Annotated in this window: 12 protein-coding genes; 9 read left to right on the top strand and 3 right to left on the bottom strand. The window is 62.6% G+C overall.

The window, feature by feature from the left end; all coding sequences use genetic code 11:
* Window positions 1–6 precede the first annotated feature (6 nt).
* From QM788_RS10675 to QM788_RS10710, 8 genes are all read left to right on the top strand, one after another.
* Window positions 7–1,548 carry a lipopolysaccharide biosynthesis protein gene (locus QM788_RS10675; protein ID WP_415661467.1) on the top strand — a complete coding sequence of 514 codons (1,542 nt, stop codon included), beginning with the start codon at window positions 7–9 and terminating at the stop codon, window positions 1,546–1,548.
* Window positions 1,549–1,618: 70 nt separating this feature from the next.
* Window positions 1,619–3,040: a Coenzyme F420 hydrogenase/dehydrogenase, beta subunit C-terminal domain gene (locus QM788_RS10680; RefSeq protein ID WP_415661468.1), complete on the top strand. Its 1,422-nt coding sequence runs from the start codon at window positions 1,619–1,621 to the stop codon at window positions 3,038–3,040.
* Between the two features lie 68 nt (window positions 3,041–3,108).
* Entirely contained in the window at window positions 3,109–4,329 is a 1,221-nt protein-coding gene (locus tag QM788_RS10685; RefSeq protein ID WP_415661469.1) for a polysaccharide pyruvyl transferase family protein, read from the top strand.
* A gap of 1 nt (window position 4,330) precedes the next feature.
* Window positions 4,331–5,857 (top strand): hypothetical protein, encoded by a 1,527-nt coding sequence (locus QM788_RS10690; protein WP_415661470.1) that lies wholly within the window; start codon window positions 4,331–4,333, stop codon window positions 5,855–5,857.
* A gap of 24 nt (window positions 5,858–5,881) precedes the next feature.
* On the top strand, window positions 5,882–7,117 hold the full coding sequence (locus QM788_RS10695; RefSeq protein ID WP_415661471.1) for an acyltransferase family protein: 1,236 nt from the start codon (window positions 5,882–5,884) through the stop codon (window positions 7,115–7,117).
* Window positions 7,107–8,222 carry a glycosyltransferase gene (locus QM788_RS10700; protein ID WP_415662975.1) on the top strand — a complete coding sequence of 372 codons (1,116 nt, stop codon included), beginning with the start codon at window positions 7,107–7,109 and terminating at the stop codon, window positions 8,220–8,222. The genes QM788_RS10695 and QM788_RS10700 overlap by 11 nt, the downstream gene beginning before the upstream one ends.
* A gap of 7 nt (window positions 8,223–8,229) precedes the next feature.
* On the top strand, window positions 8,230–9,468 hold the full coding sequence (locus QM788_RS10705) for a glycosyltransferase (RefSeq protein ID WP_415661472.1): 1,239 nt from the start codon (window positions 8,230–8,232) through the stop codon (window positions 9,466–9,468).
* Between the two features lie 5 nt (window positions 9,469–9,473).
* Window positions 9,474–10,586, top strand: a complete 1,113-nt coding sequence (locus tag QM788_RS10710; RefSeq protein WP_415661473.1) for a DUF1972 domain-containing protein — start codon at window positions 9,474–9,476, stop codon at window positions 10,584–10,586.
* Between the two features lie 110 nt (window positions 10,587–10,696).
* Here the strand turns inward: QM788_RS10710 and QM788_RS10715 are convergent, their stop codons facing one another.
* From QM788_RS10715 to QM788_RS10725, 3 genes are all read right to left on the bottom strand, one after another.
* The gene (locus tag QM788_RS10715; RefSeq protein ID WP_415661474.1) at window positions 10,697–11,458 is read right to left on the bottom strand and encodes a hypothetical protein; all 762 of its coding nucleotides are present in this window, start codon (window positions 11,456–11,458) and stop codon (window positions 10,697–10,699) included.
* 225 nt (window positions 11,459–11,683) lie between these two features.
* Window positions 11,684–13,123, bottom strand: a complete 1,440-nt coding sequence (locus QM788_RS10720; RefSeq protein ID WP_415661475.1) for a DUF1501 domain-containing protein — start codon at window positions 13,121–13,123, stop codon at window positions 11,684–11,686.
* Window positions 13,120–17,208: a DUF1800 family protein gene (locus QM788_RS10725; RefSeq protein WP_415661476.1), complete on the bottom strand. Its 4,089-nt coding sequence runs from the start codon at window positions 17,206–17,208 to the stop codon at window positions 13,120–13,122. The genes QM788_RS10720 and QM788_RS10725 overlap by 4 nt, the downstream gene beginning before the upstream one ends.
* 288 nt (window positions 17,209–17,496) lie before the next feature.
* Here QM788_RS10725 and QM788_RS10730 point away from each other — a divergent pair, with 288 nt between their 5' ends.
* The gene (locus QM788_RS10730; protein WP_415661477.1) at window positions 17,497–18,504 is read left to right on the top strand and encodes an NAD-dependent epimerase; all 1,008 of its coding nucleotides are present in this window, start codon (window positions 17,497–17,499) and stop codon (window positions 18,502–18,504) included.
* Window positions 18,505–18,622: the final 118 nt, after the last annotated feature.

Raw genomic sequence — 18,622 nt, forward strand, 5'->3', positions numbered from 1 at the left:
CGGTCGATGACGAAGGCTGTGCCCAGCACGACTGCCGTTGCAAAGAAGAGCCTGAGCCATTTCGCGATCGGCAAGGTCTTTTCGGTGCTGATCGGTGTCGCAACACTTTTGCTGCTGGTCCGCTCCCTCAGCCGCGACCACTATGGCGTCTACATCACGCTGTTCGCGGCATTCGAGATCCTGCAACTTGCGGCAAGCCCCGGGGCGTACGCGGTCGCATTCCGGTACCTGCCCGAACTGAGGCCCGCTGGCGGCGGGGTCGGTCTGCGCGCTTTGGTTCACAGGCTTACGGCCTACCGCGTTGCTACCCTGGTGCTATGCGGTGCGGCCATCTTCATTGCCGCCCCGGCGCTGGCCGAGCTTGCAGGTCCCGCCTATACGGCCACGGTCATGCGCCTGTTTGCCTGGCTCTTGTGTTTCGAAGGCATCGCGCGCTTTATCGACGTGGAATTCGAGTCCCTGCTTCAGCAGGGGCGCGCGCAGGTGTCGGCGTTGCTCAGGAACGGCAGCAAGTTGCTCGGCTTGCTGGTGCTTGGCGGTGCAGGCCGCCATGAGGTGCTATTGGAGCTGTGGCTGAGCATCGAAGTGGCTACCTCTGCGCTTGGCGCCGCCGTTTCCAGTGGCTTGTTGCTGCACTATGGTGCAAAGCGGGCGCGTGAGCCTGTGGCCCAGACATTGCATCTGCCGGCCATGGCGCGGCAGTTGAAGTTCTCGATTCCTACCTACTTCTCGCAGGTCATTTACCTCATGACCGGCACGGAGATGATCAAGCTGCTGGTCAGCCGCCTGCTCGGCGCGCAGGCCATCGCCGCTTTCGGCTTCGCTTCGGCGCTGTCGGCCACGGTCCAGAAGTATTTGCCGAGCTACCTGCTCATCGGCTGGGTCCGCCCGCTGTTCATCTCGGCTCGGTCCAATGGCCGCTCCACAGTGGAACTGGTCGAACTGGCGGGCACGGTCATCAAGATCAATGTGCTGATGCTGGCGCCGATCACGGCTGCGCTGCTGGTGGCCGGTGAGCCGCTACTGGCACTGCTGTCGGGCGGGCGCATGACCGACGGCTTAGGCTACCTGTACTTCTTCGTGCTGCTGCTGTTCATCCAGTCGACCCGTGCGGTGATCGCACTGCTGGGTTTTACGATGGAGATCGGCTCCGGCGGGTTGGTAGCGACCTTGGTGTCCGTCGTCGGAATCGGGCTTGGCTTGGCGGGCTATCCGGGCTTCGGCATCTGGGCGCTGTGTGGTGGGTTGGTCGTATCTGAATTGTCCTGGGGGGCCGTGATGATCGGCTACCTGAAGGCCTCGGGGACGACGTTCCGCCTGCCGCTGCTGAGCCTGATGAAGTTTGCTCTTGCAATCGTGCTGACGGCTGCGACTTTTCGCGCCGTGGGGCTCTCAGGCATGGCCGGTGGTGGGGCCGTTGCGCTGTTGGTTGTGCTGATCGCTTCCGGTGCGGCCTGCCTCGCCGTCTGCGCTGTGTTGCGGCCGTTTGCCCGTGACGAGCGTTCGATGATCAACAAACTTCTCCCGTTGAAGGTGTTCGTGTGGTGAGTTCCAGCTATGGGCGCCCAGGGGGCGCAGGCAGGCCTGCTGGCAAGGTCGGGTGGCAAGCATGGCGATGATGAGTGCTGAAGCCACTCACGCAACGTCGGCTCTTGCAACTGACGGTGGCATCGTGCCAGTGATTGACGGCGGCTTCTGTGTCGGCTGTGGTGCTTGCGCCGTGGCGAGCGAAGGGCGCATCCGGTTTGTTGAGGATGAAGCATTTCGGCGCCTGCCCGTGATTGCGCAGGCCGGGACAGACGACCTGCAGCGTGCCGCGCGTGCCTGCCCCTTTTCGCCCACGGCGCTTGACGAGACGGAGATCGCCCGCATCGTGCATGCTGGAGCGCCGCACCAGGCCGATGAGGTCGGGCGCTACCTGAGCCTGGCAGCAGGACAGGTGCGCGATGAGGCGACTGTCATGCGCAGCAGCTCGGGTGGCCTGACGACCTGGGTGTTGACGCGCCTGCTCGAAACAGGTGCCATCGACGGCGTGGTGCATGTCGGCACCGGCGACGGCGCAGAACTCTTCGAGTACGCCGTGTCCCACACGACGGCGGAGTTGCAGGCCAAGCGCAAGTCTCAGTACTACAACTGCGACTTCTCCCAGGTGGTGGCTGGGCTCAAGGGCAACGGCAGGCGCTATGCGTTCGTGGGCGTGCCCTGCTACGTCAAGGCCATGCGTCTGCTGACGTTGGATGACCCGCAGTTGGCTGCGCAGTTCAACTTCTTCGTGGCCCTCGTCTGTGGCCACATGAAGACCAAGGCATTTGCCCAACTGCTGGCCTGGCAATGCGGTATCGCACCCAACGAGCTGGCTCGCGTCGATTTCCGGGTCAAGGAGGGCACATCCCGTTCGGACGACTACCGCTTCGCAGCATGGCGCCACGGCAGCACCGAGCCGGTCATCAGGCGCACGCGGGAGCTGTACGGCCACAATTGGGGCCAGGCGATGTTTCAGCTCCGGGCCTGCGACCATTGCGACGACATTTTCGGCGAGGCCGCAGACATCTGCCTGGGCGATGCTTGGCTGCCGCGCTACTTGGGCGATCCCAAGGGCACCAATGTGCTGGTCAACCGCCATCCCGTGCTGGAGCAGTTGTTGCGACAAGGTGCGGTAGACGGCGCGATCCAACTCGACGATCTGCCGTTAGCCGACATCGTGCGTTCGCAGGAAGGGAACTTCAGGCATCGCCGTGATGGCCTTGCCGTTCGCCAGGCAGACGCCGCCAGGCGGGGGCAGTGGACCCCGCCCAGGCGGGGTTTCGTCAGCCTGGCTCAGGTGTCCTTCTACCGCCGCACGATCGTGCGGCTGAGACGCTGCCTCGGCGAGGCCACCCACGGCGCGTTCGCCGAGGCACGCCGCAGCGCCGATCTGTCGGTCTTCACGGCCAGGACGAGGCGCTACGTCCGTGCCATGGAATGGATCTACAAGCTGCCGCTGCTGGCCCGGCCGCGAGAGCTGGCGCGGCGGGTGGCCAGGAAGCTGAAGCTGGTCTGAATGGCTTGCTCTGCTTCCTGACGTTGCCAGTCAACCTTCAGTCAATTGCTTCTAGGAGTCGATAGTTCATGGTTTTCTATCTCGCCGGTCAAACCAGTTTCGGCAATCGCGGCTGCGAGGCCCTGGTGCGAGGCACCATCGACATCCTGCGCACCACCGAGGGCCCGGACACGCAGTTCCTCGTGCCGTCGGTGGATGCTGCTGCCGACATCGCCCAGTGGCCCGACCATGCGGCCTACGGCGTGCGCTTCGTCACCGCTCCGACAATGCCGTCAAGCCTCAAGTGGTGGTGCTCGTTGATGCAGCGCCTGCCCGGTATGGCCGGCGTGCAGCCACCTGTGCCACGCTACAGCGCCGCCGTCGAGGCCGATCTGGCGAGCGCCGACGCTGTGCTGATGATCGGGGGCGACATCATCTCGCTGGACTACGGCATCCACTCGCTCTACATGTGGTCGCGCTTGATCGACCGTGCCCGTGCGTTGGGCAAGCCCACCTACCTGTGGGCTGCCTCGGTGGGGCCGTTCGAGGCGAACGGCAACGTCGTATCCGCCATGCGCTCGCACCTGCGTGGCTACAAGGGCATCACCGTCCGCGAGACCACATCCGCGGCTTCACTGGCCAAGGACTACGGCCTACCGGTCAAGGTGGTGGGCGATCCGGCTTACCGGCTCGCCTCGGTTCAGCCACGTACCGAACTGGGGGTGGATATGGAGCGCTGCCGCGGTGCCGTCGGCTTCAACGTCAGTCCGCTAATCCGTAAGCTATTTAGCTCCCAGGGCGGCGGCCGTTCGCTCGAAGACACCGTGCTCGACTTCCTGCGCTGGCTCATCGACGACCAGGGTCGCAAGGTCTGCCTGATCTATCACGTCGACCAGGCGGAAATGCCCACCAACAGTGATCTGACCTACCTGCGTCAGTTGGCCGAGCGCCTGAATCGCCCCGACCGCTGTTACGTGCTCCCTCCCGGCCTGAATGCCTGCGAACTCAAGGGCGTGATCGCTGGGCTGGATTCCCTGGTGGCCGCGCGCACTCATGCCACCGTGGCCGCTTTCTCGCAGGCCGTGCCCACGCTGTCCATCGGCTACAGCCGCAAGGCGCGCGGTCTGAACGAAGACTTGTTCGGCTCCATCGACTACCTGGTCGAGACCAAGGATTTGACGCTGGCCAGCATGCAGCAGGCTTTCAGCCGCATCCAGCAGCAGCGTGCCAGCATCAGCGACACGTTGCGAGAAAAGGCACGCGTGCTGCGTGAAGCGGCGCTCGGTTCGTCAGATATGCTGAAAGGCTGACATGGCGGCAATGGGCATGGTGCGCAGGATGTCAACTGGCAATCGGTGGTCGGGTGCAACGGTTGGCATCCTGGCCGTTGCGATCGTATTGGCTGTTGTTGGCGGGCTCGCGGCGGCCCTGGGCGCGATCCTGCCCATCGCCATGCTGTCGGCTCTGCTCATCGGCGTGGCGGTGATTGTCAGCCCCCGCCTGCACATCGTCTTGGCGACTCTCGTCGCGCTTGTCGTCACCGGTGTCCTGGAATTTTTCGCGTCGTTCGGGCAGGCTAACTGGCTCAGTTCCCTCATCGTGGGCAGCATGCTGATCACGGTGGTGGCCCGGATTGCGGGCGGCAGGGCTGCAAATGAACCACTGGGCTCGCTCATGCCGCTGGTGGTGGTGTACCTGCTGACGTTGGGTTTCTCCAGCGTCGTCAACCAAATTTCGTTTGCGCAGGCGATGGTTGGTGTGCGCGGCTATGTGCCTTATATCGGGGTTGCTGCCTTGCTGATCTGGGGAGGGCTGAAGCCTGAAACGGGCCAGTTGCTATTCAAAATACTTGTCGGCATCGCGTTGTTGCAGGTGCCATTTGGCCTCTATCAGTCGCTAGTGGTTGGCCCCTGGAGAGTCGCTCAAGCAGGCGCGATTGGGCGGGCGGATGAAGCGGTTGTGGGAACTTTCGGGGGGAACGTTCTGACAGGTGGATACACCGGTGAGATGGCCTCCTTTCTAGTCATGGTTATGGTGTTTGTTACCGCGTTGCGCCGTGATCGACTGATGAGTACGCCTGTTGTCGTTGGAATTGTTGCCTGCTTGCTGGTCCCCATACTTCTTGCCGAAACAAAAGTAACTTTGGTTCTGATACCGGTATTGTTTGTTGTTGCGTTTTTGACCGATCTCAGGAGGAATCCAAAATTCGCCTTTACCGCTGTGGTGGCGGGAGGAATTGCTTTCTCGGTGATTGCAGTCACTTATTATATAAAGTACTGGGCGAGTGGCGACGCTGGGCATGATTTTGGGTATTCATTCGACCCTAACTTTATGGTGACGCCAGATCATAGGGGGCGCGTTGGAACTATTGTTCATTGGTATCAGATGAACGTGCAGCTCGGTAGCATATTTGGTGCCCTCATTGGACATGGTGTCGGATCTTCAATTGAGGGGAGTTTTACCATTGGGATGGGGTCGGCGGTCCGTCAGTATGGGTTGGGGCTTGATGCTCACGCTATGTCTAGACTGCTCTGGGACGGAGGGATTATTTGCTTTGTGCTGTTCGCGAGCATTGGTGTCCGCACTTTCTGGATAAGCTGGAAGTTGGCGAACGGTGGTCTGGAGCCAGGGCTTGATCGTGCGGCTGCGACATTTTGTGCAGCGGCCTCCTTGTCAATGGTTTTGATGCTCCCCTACCAGATGTCTGTGTTGGGTGGGAGCGCAATGCAGTTTATCTTTTGGTTCACTGTGGGTTATACAGAAATGCTCCGGCGGCGATGCCTAGGAACAGGGACGTTAACGTCGATACGCGGGCGTGCCGGTGCGGCGAGGCGGTGACAGCGCTGGCTGATAATTTGTGTATTGTTATCGGGCCTTTATTGGTTTCATAAAATTTCTCCTGATTTGGCTGTTTTGATGGTTTTTTCTGTTGAACCGAAGAGATATGATGGCTTGGAGGGTTTGCGGGCGCTAATGGCTAGTTGGGTCGTGTTTGGTCATGTTGGAAATTTTCTCGGTTTCCATCTTGGGGTTAACGCGCCTTCTTGGATGAAGTTGGTGTTGCTGACTAGCGTCCCAGTCAATGTTTTTATAACGTTGAGTGGTTTCGTTGTTTTTGAGATGTTGCGTCGGAAACATGTCGGGTATGGTATATATGTCCGATCGCGTGCTGCAAGAATTTTCCCGATTTATTTTTTTGCGCTTGGATTGGCGGTGCTGCTTGGTAGTTTTCGCCATGAAGCATTGATGGATCAACCATGGCGGTCAGCATCCGACTTGGCCGCATTCAGCCAGCGGGCGGAGGCGGTGAATGCTGATTATTGGGCGCACCTGGCGGCACACGTGCCGTTACTTCACGGGTTGGTGCCTGAGAACCTGTTGCCCCACGCATCGCAGGCACTCTTGGCGCCTGCGTGGAGTCTTTCGCTTGAATGGCAGTTCTATTTGGTTGCCCCAGCTATCTATCTTGTGTTGACAAGACGGTGGTGGGGGGCGCTCGCTATCGCCGTAGCCTTTGCGGTGCTTCAGATCGCGGGGGAGGCTTACCTGCCTGGATTGACGAATGCGGCGATTATCAATAGCTGGGGATATTTTTATGCGGGGTGGGCTTGTTCACGCTTGTTGGCGGTTGGTGGTGATGGAAAAGTTGTCCGCAAAAACACGATGCTGATGCTGCTTTCGATACCATTTGTACTTGCTTCTGCTCTTTTTGTTGATCCTGACGTTCGGGCCGCAGGGCTATCATTGTTGATTTGGTTTGCTGCTTTCTTTGGGACTTGCTGGCCCCGCTCGCGGGGGGGGGCTGTTCGCCCTATTCAGGAATTCATCGGCAGAATTCTTTCGATGGGTTGGTTGCGGAAGGTTGGTGAATCTTCTTATTCCCTTTATCTGCTTCATGTCTTCGTGTTGGACATTGTGGGCTGGTTACTCATTCGTCAAGGGTATCTCCGTGGTGGCGATGCTGAAAATTACCTGCTGCTGCTAGGGGCGGTGCTTCCACTTTCTCTCATCGCGGCGATGCTTGGGTATAGGTTCATTGAGCGACCTTTCATGGCGTTGGGGCGCAGTCGTGCACATGAGAAGTTGCATGGGGCCTAATGTGAGAACGATTGCAGTGGCTTGTTTTACTGGTGATTCGGGCCTGACCGATTACAGCCTATCGTTGGCCAGGGAGCTGAACAAGACGATCCCCACGGAGGTCATCACCGGTATTTCCCTGCCGAAAACCTTCGACGCGCTCGGGGTTCCGGTCCGCCGGTTTTTCCGCCGCTCCAGGTGGTATCCGCTGGATGTGTTGCGCTTCTTCGTGGCCATCGTGGCCGGACGGCCGCGGGTGCTGCTGTTCCAGGCTCAGTTGAAAGTGCCGCTGCTCGAAGGTCTGTTGGTCACGCTGTTCCGTTGGCTGGGGATTCGCTGCGTGCTGACGGTGCATGACGTGCTGCCGCACTATCCGCGCGCTTGGAGCGCGACTGAATTCAGTTGGTTCTATCGGCGCTTCGACCGGCTGGTGGTCCACTCGGAGGCGGCGCGCGCGGCGCTGGCGCGCATGGGCGTGCAGCGTCCTATGCTGGTTGTGCCGCACGGCGCGTATGACCTGTTCCGCCTTGCGTCGCCGGACAAGGCGGATGCGCGTCGGCGTATCGGCTGGACCGGAGACGAGTCGGCCTACGTGGTGCTGTTCTTCGGCCATCTGGAACCGCGCAAGGGGCTGGTGGAGTTCCTGCAGGCGGCCGAGCAGATGCAGGACCGCAGCGACGTGGTGTTCGTCGTCGCCGGGCGTTTCGATGCACGCCATCACCCGGCCGAGTTGGCCGCCCTGGTGGAGCGCGCCGGCCGGTTGCCCAACGTGCTTCTGCGCAACGAGCGCATCCCGTTCGAGGAGGTGGAGAACTACTTCTGCGCCTGTGACCTGGTGGCGATGCCTTATCACGAGGGCTCGACCAGCGGGGTGCTGAAGCTGGCCATCGCGTTCGAGAAACCAGTGCTGGCCTCGCGGGTGGGCGATTTTCCCGAGCAGGTGCCTACGGGCGCCGGCGTCTGGGTGGAGCCGGGGCCGCAGATGGCCGAGGGCCTGGCGCGTGCCGTGCTTTCCGCCAAGCAGGATCAAGCTGCGCTGGAGCAGGCCATGCGCGGTGCTGCTGCCGGTTGCGACTGGCGTGACATCGCGGCGAAGTACGCGAGCTTCATGCTGGCACCCGACTGAGGTCACGATGCCCCGACTGCTGAACATCAACACTTACCACTACCGCCGCGGCGGCTCGGATGCCGTGTACCTGGAGCATGCGGCGCTGATGGGTGAACAAGGCTGGGACAACGGCTTCTTCGCGATGCAGCATCCGAAGAACCAGCCCACGCCATGGTCACGCTACTTCATCGACGAACTGGAGTTCGGCAACGCCTACTCGACGCTGGACAAGCTGGTGATGGCATCGAAGGTGATCTACTCCTTTGAGGCGCAGCGCAAACTGCGCGCGTTGCTGCGCGATTTCCCGGCCGACGTGGCGCATCTGCACTGCATCTACCACCACCATTCGCCCGCCATCCTGCCGGTGCTGAAGAATGCGGGCGTGCCCGTGGTGATGACCGCCCACGACCTGAAGGTGGCCTGCCCGGCCTACAAGATGCTCAACCGCGACGGGGTGTGCGAGCGCTGCCGTACGGGTTCGGTGATCAACGTGGTCAAACACCGATGTATCCGCGACTCGCTGGCCGCGAGCGCGATCGTCGCCGCCGAAAGCGGGCTGCACCGGGCGCTGGGCACCTATCAGAAGCACATCGACCGGCTGGTGGTGCCGAGCCGCTTTTTCGGTCAGAAGATCGTCGAATGGGGCTTTCCGGCCGACAAGGTGGTCTACATCCCGAACTATGTCGATGCTTCGACGCAGGTGCCACAGTACGAGCCCGGCGACTATTTCCTGTACTTCGGCCGCCTGGCGCTGGAGAAGGGCGTGGACACGCTGATCCGCGCGGCTGCGGCTGCGGGTGTGATGCTGAAGATCGCCGGCACCGGCCCCGAGGAAGAGGCGCTGCGGGCGCTCGTCGCCCAATTGGGCGATGCCGCCGGGGCGCGCATCGAGTTCCTGGGTTTCCAATCCGGTGCGGCGCTGCATGCGCTGATCCGGCAGGCCCGCGTGGTTGTGCTGCCGTCACAGTGGTACGAGAACGCGCCGATGAGCGTGCTGGAGAGCTTTGGTTTCGGCACGCCGGTGATCGGCGCGGCCATCGGGGGCATCCCGGAACTGGTGCGCGACGGCGTCACGGGCTGGACCTTCGAGCCTGGCGATGCACAGGCGTTGGCTGCTTTGCTGTCGCGCACCGCGCGGATGTCGGTGACGGAGCTTGCCGAGGCGGGCCGTGCAGGCCGCTCCATGGTTGAAACCGAATTCACCAAGGACCGCTACCGGGCGGCCATGCTGGATCTTTACGCCGATCTCGGCGTGCGGAGTTGATGTAGATGACCGAACGCAAGACCTTGCGAATCCTGGGCACCCGTGGTGTGCCGGCTGCCCATGGCGGCTTCGAGACCTTTGCCGAGTACCTGGCGTTGCACCTGGTGCAGCAGGGCTGGCGGGTGGTGGTGTACTGCCAGGTGGATGGCAGCGGGCCGATTTACGAGGATCGCTGGGAGGGCGTGGAGCGCGTGAACATTCCCGTCGCGCTGGACGGCCCCAAGGGCACGATCGCCTTCGACTGGCAGGCCACCCGCCATGCGTCGCGCTTCGGCGACCTGTGCCTGACCCTGGGCTACAACACGGCGGTCTTCTGTGCGCTGTTGCGGTTCAAGGGTGTGCCCAACGTGATCAACATGGACGGCATCGAGTGGGCCCGTGCCAAGTGGGGCAGTGTGGCCAAGACCTGGTTCTGGATGAACGACTGGATGGGCTGCTGGCTTGGCAACCATCTGGTGGCCGACCATCCCGGCATTGCGCGGCACCTGCAGACGCGGGTGAAGGCCGGCAAGATCACGATGATTCCCTACGGCGCGGCCCAGGTGGATGCGGCCCCAGAGGAGCCGGTGCGTGCACTGGGGCTGGAACCGAGGCGTTACCTGACCGTGATCGCGCGTGCCGAGCCGGAGAACTCCATTCTGGAAGTGGTCAGCGGATTCAGTGCCAAGGCCCGCGGTGTGAAGCTCGCTGTGCTGGGCAAGTACGAGGAAAGCCACGCCTATCACCGGGCGGTCAAGGCCGCCGCAGGCACGGAGGTGGTGTTCCTGGGCGCCATTTACGACAAGAGCGTGGTTCAGGCACTGCGCGCGCACAGCCTGGCCTATGTGCATGGGCACCAGGTCGGTGGCACCAATCCATCCCTGGTGGAGGCGCTCGGTGCGGGTAACGCCGTGATCGCGCATGACAACCAGTTCAACCGCTGGGTGGCGGGTGAGGGGGCGGCATTCTTCGGTGATGCGGGGCAATTCGCCGACACGATTACCACGCTGCTCGCGGCGCCCGAGCGCGTCGAGACGATGCGTGCGGCCAGCCGGGTTCAGTTTCAGCAACGGTTCACTTGGCCGCAGGTGCTGAACGAATACCAGGTGATGCTGGAACAGTGGCTGCCGCGGCGCTAAGAGCATGGCATGACACACACAACTGACGCGAAGTCCATGACGCGCTGCAGTTCATGGTGCATATGCCGGCCCGTCTGTGGCTGAGAACGGAGTTTTTCAGGGCGGACTAATTAGTAAACAAATTTTGGCGGTGGCAGTTGCAGTAGTTCTTCGGCCGTCAGGCCGGGCAGGCGCAGCAGTACCGTGGAGTAGTTCCAGTCGGGGCCGGACTGGATGAGTCGGCCCGATCCGGCACCGGGGTTGTACTTGGCCTGCAGGTCGGCCAGGCCGGCCCCAACCCAGGGGTAGTAGTCGGCGCCAGCGATCACGCCCATGCGCGCCATCGAACGGTCGTCGGGAAGCTGTGGATCGATGGCAACGAGCCGGTGTCGGATGGATACCAGCAGTGCAAGCATGTCTGCTCCGTCGGGCGTCCACGGCAATTCGACTTGTTTGGCGCCGCCATGCACCATGGAACCCGCAGTGGGAATGGCGATGAATCCGTCGTCGTCTGCCCGTTTTCGGCCGCCACTTTTGCGTAAAGAATCTACGGCGTTGGGGCGATAGGCGCCCTGCCAGGCGGGGTATCGTTGGGCCCTGAGCGAGCCCCAGCGACGAGTGCTTCTCCGCAGCACCCAGAGCTCCAGGCCGTTGATCTCGACGCCGGTATTGGTCGCCGGGCTGCCGCGTGCGTCGAGGTAGACGGTGAACCAGCCGGCCACGGAGTGCCATTCGTCGAAGCGGGTGCCCTCACGCCACCATTTGGGTAGGGCTCGTCCGTAAGGTTCGGCACCCATGACGACGAAGGGGCCGACATGCCAGCCCCCCTTGGCCTCGATGCCGTGCAACGGAAAATCGTGCGGGTGTTGCATGTCGTCGATGATGCGACGCATGCGAACCTGGGCCTCGGACCTGGCCTGCGTCTGCAAGGTAGTGCCGAGGCCTGCGAGAAACACAATCCCCGAACGAACAAGCCAGGCGCGACGTGATGGGTGAGACAAAAGGGGGGGAGATATCACAAGCAGTACCTTTGATACAAACGCGCGCTCTTTTGGCTCTCGGGCCGCAAGCATTGTGACGTCGGGCACATAATGCGAGTGCTTGCGCCGTCCCGCCCGTCATATCCGCATGAATGCGGGCTGTCCGGAGAAATTCGCCAGAGAGGGCAGCACCTGCATCTGTTCGGAGGTATTTAACCCCATCCATGCAGCCATGCTCCCGGCCATCTGACTCACGGCCATTGTAGGCAGCAGCCTTCCGGAACCGATGTCATGAGAGGTGCCGAGAGTAGTGGTTGGAAACTGTCCGTACATCGCTCCGCCACGAACGGCGCCGCCCGCCACAAAATGATGGCTACCCCAGCCGTGATCGCTGCCATCGCCGTTGCTTAGCAGGGTGCGGCCGAAATCCGAGGCGGTGAATAGCGTCACATTGTTCTGCAGACCCAGGCCGTTCAGCGCCGACATGAAGTAGTTGATCGATTGCGCGACCTGGGCCATTTGGATGGGCTGGTCGCGCATTTGGTTGGCGTGGGTGTCGAAACCACCCATTTGAACCATGAACACTTGGCGTCGCATGCCCAAGGCTTGGTTGGCCGCGATGATCTGCAGCACCATGCGCAACTGGCGAGCCAGGCTGAGCCTGTCCAGCGTGGTATGGGTCGCGTTGATCTGGGCGATGGCGGTGCTGGGAATGGCCGGAACGTTCACCCTGGACAGGGCGGCCTGGAGGGTGGCATTGGCGCTCAGGCCTCGCTGCATCACGCGGGCGTACTCGGCCTGTAGGCGGTCGCTGCCGGTGGCGGCATAGGCTTGTCGCAGGGCCTTGCCTGCGGCGCTTGATCCGAACACGCTGGCGCTGGTCATGCCGTTGGCCGAGACGGGGCCTTCCTGATCCACCTGATACTGGCTGACGCTGCTGCCCGACAGGAACACGGCGTTTCCACTGGCCGATACGGCCGTGAACACGGGTTGGGCGTTGGCCGACATGAGGATGTCACCCATGCGTCCGCCCCAGCCCGAGGGCGCGCCTTCCGGCGCCAGGCTTTGCCATGTGGAGGACTGGTCGTTGTGCGAAAACAGCTTGGCAGGAACGTTGATGCCCGCGCTGTACTCGGCTTTCGTGATCGGCCGGACCAGCGGGCCCACATTGGCCAGGATGGCGACTTGGCCGGCTTCGTACCAACTGCGCAGGGGGGCCAACTCTGCCGGCATGCCGAAGTTGCGGCCGCTGGCTTGTCCTGCGACCGTGATGCCTTGCAGGCGGTCTGCGGCCCATGCCAACTCGCCGCGAGCGCGGGCGTACTCGGCGTAGCCCGAGGCGTCGGTGGGGATGACCCAGTTGTGGCTGTCACTGCCGCCGTTCATGTAGAGGCACACCAACGCTTTGTAGCCGGACGTCGTGGCCGCGTGGCTGCTTTGGCTGGCCAGCGCTGCCATGCCGGCGAGGCTGGTGACCAGAGGCAAGCCATGCTGCGGGATGGCTGTACTGGCCGCCAAGCCACTCACGGCCCGAAGAAAGCTGCGGCGCGAGGCGCCGGTATGGATCGATCGGTTCATCGTTGCACCAGGTATTCGGGTGAGGCCAGCGCCAGGAATACGGCGACGCGAGCACGGTTCATATGGCTGGACGCATCGGCACCGCTCACACTGATCATGGCATCCATCAGATCTTGCTTGAGTGTGCCGCTCATGCGGCCGGCATAAAACAGCAGGTTGAGGCGCTCGACGACGGACGCCAGTTGGCCCGATGCCACCAGATCTGACAGGGGATGCAACTGGGCGACTACATCGCTTTGCGTGCCGACCCAGCCGAGGCCGGTACTGGCCATGCGCTCAGCTTGATTGATCCACTGAGCCGTGGTGGCTTCATTGACGATCTGCATTTCTGGCGCGGCGATGCCGTCTGCTGCAAGCATCGTGTTGGGGGGCACATAGCCCGGGCGGAAGTAGCCGAACACGGAGGAGGCATGCAATGGACGCTGGCCCAGCGCGAGGATGTCGCCGTCGATTGCATATTGGCCGCTCACCGATCTGGCCTGCAAGCTGCGCATCCAGTGCGCCACGCGCAATACGGGCTCGCGCAACTTGCCAACGCTGTTGGAAGGGGGCGTGACGGCCTCGCTGTCCAGCAGGATGGCGCGGGCGACGGCGCCTAGATCCCCCCGCATGCCCTTGCCGTTGTTGTTGAACACGGCGGCCACTCGAGCTACATAGGCGTTGCTGGGGTGGCTGCTCACGAGGTGCTGGATTAGCTGGCGGCTGATGAAGGGGCCGACGTTTGGATGGTTGAACAGGGCATCCAGCGCCAGCTTCAGGCTGGTCTGGGCGCTGCTGCCGGCCGGAATCACGGTCGCGTTCGGTTTGCCGCGGAACAAGCGCTTCTCGCTGGGCGAGTGCTGGTTCGGGTAGGCCTTCATCGGAAGGATGTCAATCCGTTGGTCGCCAGCGACGCTGATGTCGGGGTTGCCAAAGCGGAACACCTGCTCAGTGAGTTGCGCGTCCGGATATGCCCAACTCCAGCCCGTGAACACCTTTGACAGCGCCATCACGTCGTCGTTGGTGTACGTTTCGACGGGTTGGCCGCTGCCATTGAGCTTGAGGCTGCCGTCAATGTTCAGCTCGTACAGGCCGATGGTGAACAGCTGCATCAACTCGCGGGCAAAGTTTTCGTCGGGCATGCGGCCCGATACGGCATGTTCGGGGCGGTTGCGCATGTGCGATAGGTAGATGCCCATCGCTGGACTGAGGGCTACCTGCTCTAGCAGGGTGCGGTAGTTGCCCAGGGCATGGCGATTGAGCGTGTCCATGTATTGGGCGTAGGCCCGGGCATGGCGCTCAAGATTCGAGTCTGCTTGCGAGACCATCAGGATTTGATGCAGGGCGAATCCCATGCGGCGGCGGAGTTGGTCTGGACTGCTGGCCGCAGAGGCCCAGAAACGCTGCCCGACCCAGTTGGACGTGTATGCGCTGCCTCCGGGACGATACGCATCTCCCCGGTCATAGTGAGCCTGAACGGCGGCCACCATGTCCGGCGTGAAGGGCAGGGCCAACTGCTCGTTGATCCAGGCAGACTGGCCAATCTCGGCTACCCGTTCCACGTCTGCAATGGTCGGGCCGAAGCTCGCCTGCTGAAGCAGCCGCGATGCGGCGTTCTGGGCGGCTGTCGATAAGACCGGTTCCGCCGGCACAGTGAAGCGCAGTGCGCCATTGGTGTACATGGCACCGCTGCTGGTGCTGGTGTCCGCCCCATCAAGGGCGGCTTCGTCGCTGCCGGCATCGAACACGACATTGCTGGCAAACGGGACCAGGGTGGCGCCGCTGGTGCGGATGTACTGCACAAACAGGTTGCGGTCCACGCCGTTCACCGTGGCGTCGTTGGTATACAGCAGGTCGATGCGGCTACCTGCCATGAGCCGCGGGACGGAGAAGGTGTAGTTTGTGGGCGTCGTGCTGCGCACCTCTACATTGCCAACGATCACACCGTCGACACGCAACTGCATCATCGCGCCGATCCCTGCAGCCATGGTCGCGGACGCGCGCACCGTTACCGTATCGGTCAGGTTGGCAGTCGGCCAAGTGCCGGACAGGATGCCGGCAGAGTAGCTGGCGCCGGAAGACGAAGGGGTGAGGAAGGTGGAGTCGGCGATCAGGTAGTGCACGTTGAGCTTGCGCTCTGTGCCTTCGATGCTGCCTGGATTCGAGAAGGCGGCGACGACTTTGCTGCCTGGCTTCAGTGCGGTGCTGGGCATGATGAAGTCGGTAGGCGTGGTGCCGGTGACATTGGCTGCGCTGACCGCAACGCCATCGACCCACAGGATCATCAACGCACCGATACCCCCGGCAGGCACGGCGCTGGCGCGCACCCTGACAGTGCTGGTGATGTTGGGCTCGGGCCACGTCGCCCGGAGCGCGCCGTTTGAATACAGCGTGCCGCTCGGGGCGACGACATCGACGCCATCGAATGCGTTGGCGCCGCTGCCACGGTCAAAGCGGTTGCCGGTGGTGGAGGGCGTCCAGACCGTGTTGTTTGTGGTGGCGTAGGCGACATACAGGTTGCGATCAATGCCTTTGATCACAGCGTCGTTGACAAATGCGATGTCGAATTTGCGGCCGCCTCGCATGGCTGGTACGGCAAATCCATAGTCAGCGAATCCAGTCGACTTGACTTCGGTGGCGCCAACCATCACGCCATCGACAAACACTTGCATGATGGGGCCGGTGCCCTCGGCGAGGTCGCCGCGCGCGCGCACGATGAGCGTGTCGGTGAGGTTCGGTTGCGGCCAAGCGGCGCTCAGCGTGTTGTTGGTGGCCAGCAGGACGGTCTTGCCTGACATGGCGTAGGCCAGTTGCAGCTCACGATTCGTGGTGCCGTTGGTGTAGATGACCTCGACTCGCTGATCTGGCTTGATCGGGAGCGTGGGCAAGCTGATGTCCGTCGGAGTGGTGGAGCGCAGTTCCACCGTGCCGATGACCACGTCGTCTACGCGTACTTGAACGATCGGGCCAATGTTGTTCGCCAAGCGGGCGCTGGCGCGCACGGTCAATTTGTCGGTCATGTTGGCTGCTGGCCATCGACCCCGCAGCGCACCGTTGGCGGTGATCAAGTTCTGCGTGGTCTGTTGCATGTTGATGCCGTCGAACGCCGCCAGGCCATTACCGGCGTCGAATGACATGCCACCGGCGCTGGGTTGGAGCACCGTGGTGCCAGACATCAGGTAGTGCAGACGCAGGCCGCGGACCTTGCCGTTCACGCTGCCAGCGTTCTCAAAGGCGATGTCCACCAAAGTGCCGACTGGAATCGGCTTCGTTGCGAACACATAGTCGGTGGGCTCGGCGGACGACACCTCAGCCGTTCCGACCACGATGCCATCCACGCGTGCGGTCATCATGGCGCCTTTGTCTCCGGCGCTGTTGGCACTTGCACGCACGGTCAGCCGGTTCGTGAGGCCGGGCGAGGGCCAGGTCAGGCGTAGCGCGCCGTTGCTGTAGACCTTGGTGGTGCCGGCGACTACGTTCTGACCATCGAATGCAGCGTCGCCGCTGCCCCTGTCGAGGCTGACGATGGAGTCGGTCATCAGCACCGCCGTGTCGGCCGTACTGATCTGTTGGACATAGAGGTTGCGGTCGCCTCCGTTGGCGGTGCCGTCATTGGTGTAGACGATGTCCACCTTGCTGCCGGGCCTGAGTCTGGGCGCGGCCAACCGGTAGTCGGTCGGTTGGGGGGCTCGAACTTCTATGGTGCTTGTGACAACGCCATCGACGCGCAAGGAGATCATGGCCCCTACGTTGGCAGCCAAGTCTGCATGGGCACGCAGAATCAGCACAGTTTCAGAGCCTTCAGGCAACGCTGCTGCGGCTTGAATGACCCGGTGAGGCTCTTCCTCGGGGGCGGGAGCAGCGGGGGCAGTTGGATCGTCCGCAACGGTGCTGCCGACCAGTTCGGAAGCAGGGGCGGTGCCTTGGGCTGCTTCACTCAATGCGGTCGTGGCGTAGGCGTTCGTGCTGGCCGATACCGGCGTGCTGAGCGCCGCTTGAGAGGGGGCGTCAGCCGATCCGCCACCGCAGGCGGTTATGGAAATGGCTGTGACTGCGGCTGTGAGCGCGTTGAGCAGCGGGCGAGTGATGAGGGGAAGAGGAAGCATGGCTGATGGGGCACGGAGAACTGCGATGTGCGCCATTGGGGGCGGCGGCGGCGTTGGGAGCGGAATGCCCTGGACGCCCAATGTAGGCGCTTGTCCCCCCGCAATTGGGGGGTAACAGAATGCTTGCGTGAACGCGATCACAGCCGCTGTTCTGGTTACATCGAGACACGCTCCGTGTCGATTTCTCGATTACTCGCGATGCCCTCAGGCCAGGGGCGCCAACCGTTGAGTCCATCACGTATGTAGGAGAATGCGCGACTCGTTTTGGGGTTGCATAGGGAATTCAGCGTGAAGGTTCTTGTCACCGGCGCCGCCGGCTTTATCGGCATGCATGTCAGCCAGATCCTTCTGGCGCGCGGCGACCAGGTCGTGGGTTTGGACAACCTGAATGACTACTACTCGCCACAGCTCAAGCACGACCGCCTGGCGCGGCTCCAGGGCAAGCCCGGTTTCAGCTTCGTGAAGCTGGACGTGGCCGACCGCGACGGCATGGCCAGGCTGTTCGCCGAGCAGCGCTTCGACCGCGTCGTGCATTTGGCCGCGCAGGCTGGCGTGCGCTACTCCATCGAGAACCCGCACGCCTACATCGACAGCAATGTCGTCGGCTTCACCAACATCCTGGAAGGCTGCCGTCACAACGGCGTGCAGCACCTGGCCTACGCGTCCAGCTCCAGCGTCTATGGCGGCAACACGCAGATGCCGTTCTCGGAGCATCACAGCGTCGACCACCCCATCAGCCTCTACGCGGCCACGAAGAAGGCCAACGAGCTGATGGCCCACACCTACTCGCACCTGTTCGGGCTGGCGACGACGGGCCTGCGCTTCTTCACGGTCTATGGGCCCTGGGGGCGCCCCGACATGGCGCTGTTCCTGTTCACGAAGGCGATCATCGAAGGCCGGCCGATCAACGTGTTCAACCACGGCAAGATGATTCGCGACTTCACCTACGTCGACGACATCGCCGAGGGCGTCGTCCGGGTGCTGGACCGCACCGCGACGCCCGACCCCGCCTACGACCCGGTGCAGGCCGATCCGGCCCGCTCCAGCGCGCCGTACCGCGTCTTCAACATCGGCAACCACGCGCCCATCGAGCTGATGAGCTTCATCGAGGCCATCGAGCAGGCCGTCGGCAAGGAGGCGGTGAAGAACTTCATGCCGCTGCAGGATGGCGACGTGCCGGCCACCCATGCCGACGTGGAGGAGCTTGCCGCGTGGACCGGGTTCCGGCCGGCGATGCCGGTGCCGGAAGGCATTGGGCGCTTCGTGGCCTGGTACCGGGACTATTACAAGGTCTGATCAGGGGCGGGCGCCCGCGATGGCGACGGGCCTGGAGGGCCTCGACCGGCCGAGGCTCCGGCGGTCGCCCGCGCCGGCCGGTGTGATTCTTGCTGGTCGCTAGAGACGACGGATTCCA

The sequence above is a fragment of the Roseateles sp. genome (assembly GCF_047654785.1).
Classification (GTDB): Bacteria; Pseudomonadota; Gammaproteobacteria; order Burkholderiales; family Burkholderiaceae_C; genus Pelomonas.

Excerpts from the sequence above, each read along its gene's own strand:
- QM788_RS10685 (WP_415661469.1), top strand. The coding sequence starts at position 3,109 with ATGGTTTTCTATCTCGCCGGTCAAACCAGTTTCGGCAATCGCGGCTGC.
- QM788_RS10705 (WP_415661472.1), top strand. The coding sequence starts at position 8,230 with ATGCCCCGACTGCTGAACATCAACACTTACCACTACCGCCGCGGCGGC.
- QM788_RS10720 (WP_415661475.1), bottom strand. The coding sequence starts at position 13,123 with ATGAACCGATCGATCCATACCGGCGCCTCGCGCCGCAGCTTTCTTCGG.
- QM788_RS10715 (WP_415661474.1), bottom strand. The coding sequence starts at position 11,458 with ATGCGTCGCATCATCGACGACATGCAACACCCGCACGATTTTCCGTTG.
- QM788_RS10700 (WP_415662975.1), top strand. The coding sequence starts at position 7,107 with ATGGGGCCTAATGTGAGAACGATTGCAGTGGCTTGTTTTACTGGTGAT.
- QM788_RS10725 (WP_415661476.1), bottom strand. The coding sequence starts at position 17,208 with ATGCTTCCTCTTCCCCTCATCACTCGCCCGCTGCTCAACGCGCTCACA.
- QM788_RS10675 (WP_415661467.1), top strand. The coding sequence starts at position 7 with ATGACGAAGGCTGTGCCCAGCACGACTGCCGTTGCAAAGAAGAGCCTG.
- QM788_RS10690 (WP_415661470.1), top strand. The coding sequence starts at position 4,331 with ATGGCGGCAATGGGCATGGTGCGCAGGATGTCAACTGGCAATCGGTGG.
- QM788_RS10680 (WP_415661468.1), top strand. The coding sequence starts at position 1,619 with ATGAGTGCTGAAGCCACTCACGCAACGTCGGCTCTTGCAACTGACGGT.
- QM788_RS10710 (WP_415661473.1), top strand. The coding sequence starts at position 9,474 with ATGACCGAACGCAAGACCTTGCGAATCCTGGGCACCCGTGGTGTGCCG.